The sequence below is a fragment of the Pseudoteredinibacter isoporae genome, from assembly GCF_040372805.1.
GTDB classification, from domain to species: Bacteria; Pseudomonadota; Gammaproteobacteria; order Pseudomonadales; family Cellvibrionaceae; genus Pseudoteredinibacter; species Pseudoteredinibacter isoporae_A.
Genome location: NZ_BAABWJ010000017.1, coordinates 1 through 4,221, shown reverse-complemented (window position 1 = coordinate 4,221; position 4,221 = coordinate 1). Strand labels below are relative to the sequence as shown.

General features: G+C 49.1%; 1 protein-coding gene. It reads left to right on the top strand.

Annotation, left to right across the window (positions count from 1 at the left end; all coding sequences use genetic code 11):
* Nucleotides 1-3,900, top strand: a 3,900-nt coding sequence (locus ABWW03_RS19815) for a beta strand repeat-containing protein (RefSeq protein ID WP_353411403.1), incomplete at its 5' end; no start/stop codon positions are given.
* Nucleotides 3,901-4,221 lie beyond the last annotated feature (321 nt).

The following is a 4,221-nucleotide window of genomic DNA, read 5'->3' as shown; positions in this document are numbered from 1 at the left end:
CTGAACGAAGGTGCGGAACAATTTAATGTCGCTATCGGTACGGTTACGGATACCGATAGCTCCTTCGAAGCGATTGCGGTTGATACGGCGAATGATGATGTCACCACAACGATTACGGATCAGACGGGTTCAGATAATCCTCCGGGCGCCGAAGATACGGTGGTTGTTTCTCTGGCAGGTCCGGCGAATGTTGTTGAAGGTGAAACCACCACGAACTACACCGTAACCTTGAGTGAAGCGGTACCTGCGGGCAGCAGTGTGACGGTGAACTTAACGTACACCTACATTTCTGCTGAAGGTGATGACATCACTGAAGTGGCCAGCGTTGTTGTAAATGGTGGCAGCACTACAGCGACCTTTACGATTGACACCTTGGATGATGCGCTTGCTGAGGGTGCGGAAGACTTTAACATCGCAATTGGTACGATTACCGATACCAACAATGAATTTGAAGCGATTGTCGCGCACGCATCGAATAACAATGTGACGACTACGATCACTGACCAGACGGGTTCTGATAATCCTCCAGGCAGTGAAGATACAGTGATTGTTTCATTGGTTGGTCCTGCCAATGTGATAGAAGGTGAAACCACAACGAACTATACGGTTAGCCTAAGTGAATCTGTGCCTGCTGGTAGCAATGTGACGGTGAACCTGAGTTATACCTATACCACAGCTTCCGGCACGGACATTACCGAAGTCGCGAGCGTTGTAGTAACTGGTGGGAATGACACTGCTACCTTCACCATTCCAACATTGGATGATGCCCTTGCGGAAGGTGCTGAGAACTTCAACGTTGCTATTGCTTCAACAAGTGGTGGCGTTTTTGAAGCGATTACCCCACACGCAACGAATAACAATGTTACTACTACGATTACTGATCAGACCGGCTCGGATAACCCTCCAGGGCCAGAAGATACCGTGATTGCTTCTTTAACCGGGCCTGCGAATGTTGTCGAAGGTGAAACGACCAGCAACTACACCGTAACTCTGAGTGAAACGGTTCCGGTCGGGAGTAGCGTGACGGTGAACTTAACGTACACCTACACAACCGCTGAAGGTGATGACATTACTGAAGTCGCAAGTGTGGTCGTCAACGGTGGTAGCAATACGGCAACCTTTGCCATCAATACTTTAGATGATGCATTGGCTGAAGGTGCGGAAGACTTTAATGTTGCGATTGGCACCATTGTCGATACCAATAATGAATTTGAAGCGATTGCCGCACATGCGACCAATAACAATGTAACCACTACGATCACGGATCAAACCGGTTCTGATAATCCTCCGGGACCTGAAGACACCGTTTACGCTGTCATCGAAAGCGATGGCGCTGTCAATGAAGGCAGTAACTCGCTGTTCACTGTTTCGTTGATTGATCAGAACGGTGCGCCTGTGACGGTGACTGCGGATATGGAAGTGAACGTTGTCTTCGCCAACGGCACGGCCGAGAACGGCGACTACACGGCCACGGCTCAGACCGTTACGATTCCGAATGGTAGCAGCTCCGTTCAGGTAACGGTGCCAACAGCGGTTGATGCTGATTTCGACGATGAAACCTTTACGGCTACTATCAATGGTGTCGGCGCGGGTGCGAATCAGTTTGAGAATGTTGATACCACTAATGGCAGAGATGGTCGTACGCCATCGGCTGAAGCCACAATTACGGATACTCAAGGTGATGTCGTTGTGCGAATCAGCGATCCAGTGGGTTCTGTTACCGAAGGTGAGACCGGAACATTTACCGTTGCCTTGTTCGATGTGAATGGCAACCCAGCACCGAACGCTACCAGCGATGTTACCGTCAATATTACCTATACCGGTACCGCAACCGATGGCAGCGACTACACGCAGGTGGCGTCCGTAACCATTCCTTCGGGCAGCAATTCGGTTGATCTCGATATCGTAACCTTGATTGATACGGTAGCTAACGAGCCCGATGAAACGGTCAATATTCAGTTGGATTCGGTTTCCGGTGGTGGATTCGGAAATATCTCCATTGACAATGGTGCCGATACAGCGGACATGACGATTGAAGACGGTACTCCGACGGTTCAAATTACCGGCAGTAACCAGGCCTTCGAACGCGGCCTAGCGGCGTCGGGCAGTGGCGAATTGGCTGATGGTAACGCGAGCAATAACAGTGATACCTCCGAGGTGACTACGGGCGCTATTGAGTTTACGGAAGGTAGCGGTGGTGCAACGGTTGAAATCAGCTTTGGTGGTACCACCATTACCGCAGCTGTAGGTGCAACCATTACTGGTGACAACGGTACGTTAACCATTACGTCGATCACTCCTCCAGGATCAGGTACACCTGGCCAGGTTAATTACAGTTATGAGTTAACCTCCAGAGAAAACCATGATGGCACCAACGATAACGATACCTTCCAAGTGGTTGTTTCTGATAATGATGGTGATGCAACGGATAACGCCACCACCGACTTGGTAATCGATATTGTTGATGATGGTCCGTCCACTAACGGCCAAACTCGAGTGATGACCGTTGATGTCGATACGATTGTTTTGAACAGCTATGTCGCTGGTTTCGAAAACGAAGTTATTGGTACTGATAACCAACCGGATCCGACTTGGGACTACGCAGAAATTCAAAACGATGCGGATGCACTTCCTGATCAGATCGAGTGGGGGCAAGCTGCTTCGACCAGTCGTTCTGGTTATGAGCTAGTGGATGATACGGGTTTGGCGAGTGCTGCAGGTGAAGTGGTACAAACAGATCAATTGGTCGAGTTTGGCACTTTTACTCACCACAACTGGCCAACGTTCTCGAACACCGGAACGATTGAATCCGTTGATTTGACACTGACTGTAAATGTTGTGATTAACGGCGTTTCAACACCAGTCACATTGACATTGACTCTGGATCATAACGAAACACCAAACGCGAACCCGCAACCTATTAATGGTGGGGCGAACACTTCGGATCAGGATGTTATTACCTTGCCGACAACCACTCAGACGGTAACCGTCGGTGGTCAGGATTACGAGATCTCTATCGAAGGTTTCTTGGATAGCGGCGGTAATGCGGTTAACACAATCTACACAGATGAGAGTGCAAGCAATACCTTTACCGTTGTGGGTAGAGTAACGTCGACTGATCCTCTGCCGGTTGTTAGCGGGCGAGTAGATGTCGAGTCCGGCGCGGATACAGGGGCGACGGTTTCATGGGGTGCTCCATCCAATACGTCATTGGGCACATTTACCTCTGGCGCCGACGGTAGTTACAGTTTCGAAGTTAATCGCCAGACCAAAGACAGCTTGGCTGCCGGTGATACAGAAACTCTGTCGGTTCCATACACTGTAACCGATAGTGATGGCACAACGACCAGCAGTTCGGTCACCATCATTATTGCCGGTAAAGATGCGATCACAGGTACTGCGGCTGGGGAAACTCTGAACGGTACCTCCGGCAATGATTCTATTGTGGCGGATGCCGGTGGCGATACACTGAATGGTGGCGCAGGTAATGACACTCTGTATGGCGAAGCGGGTAATGACACCTTAATCGGTGGCGCTGGTGAAGACATTCTCTTTGGCGGCACTGGTAGTGATACCTTTGTATTGGATACCGGTATTGCAACAGGCGTTCAGGATGTAGTGAAGGACTTCTCGATCACCGAGGATGTGCTTGATCTGTCATCACTCTTACCGGATGGCGCCAGCGCGGCAACATTGGATCAATACTTGCACTTCGAGGAAGATGGTTCTGACATCATTATTCATGTGAACACCGATGGTGATTATGACGCCAATACTCGTGATGATAGTAAGGATGAGTACACCATTCGTATCGAAAATGCCGATGCCGCCTTCTTTAACCAGACCGATGAAGATGTTATTCAAGTACTGCTGAATAACAATTCCATCGATACTATCTAGGCCGTCCAGGCGGCGGCTTTCAAGTCGTTGACGATATTTGAGTCCTTCAAGCCCTCTAAGTCTGACTTAGGGGGCTTTTTACCTTTTAGCAGGTCGCAGTTTTCCTGCCATTCATTTTTCCCTCGTTAGAATTGAATTTGCTATCTTGACTAGCACTAAAGTTCTGTGAGTAATCGCACATTTGGTCGTCTTTTGAGATGAGCGGATTTCAGTTTTGTGGTTTGCGTCACACTTTGCCGATAAAATAACCTTTGCGACAACAATATTTGATCGATACACCATAGTTATTATTGAACAAAAGTACTGGTAGGCGGCGTTGGT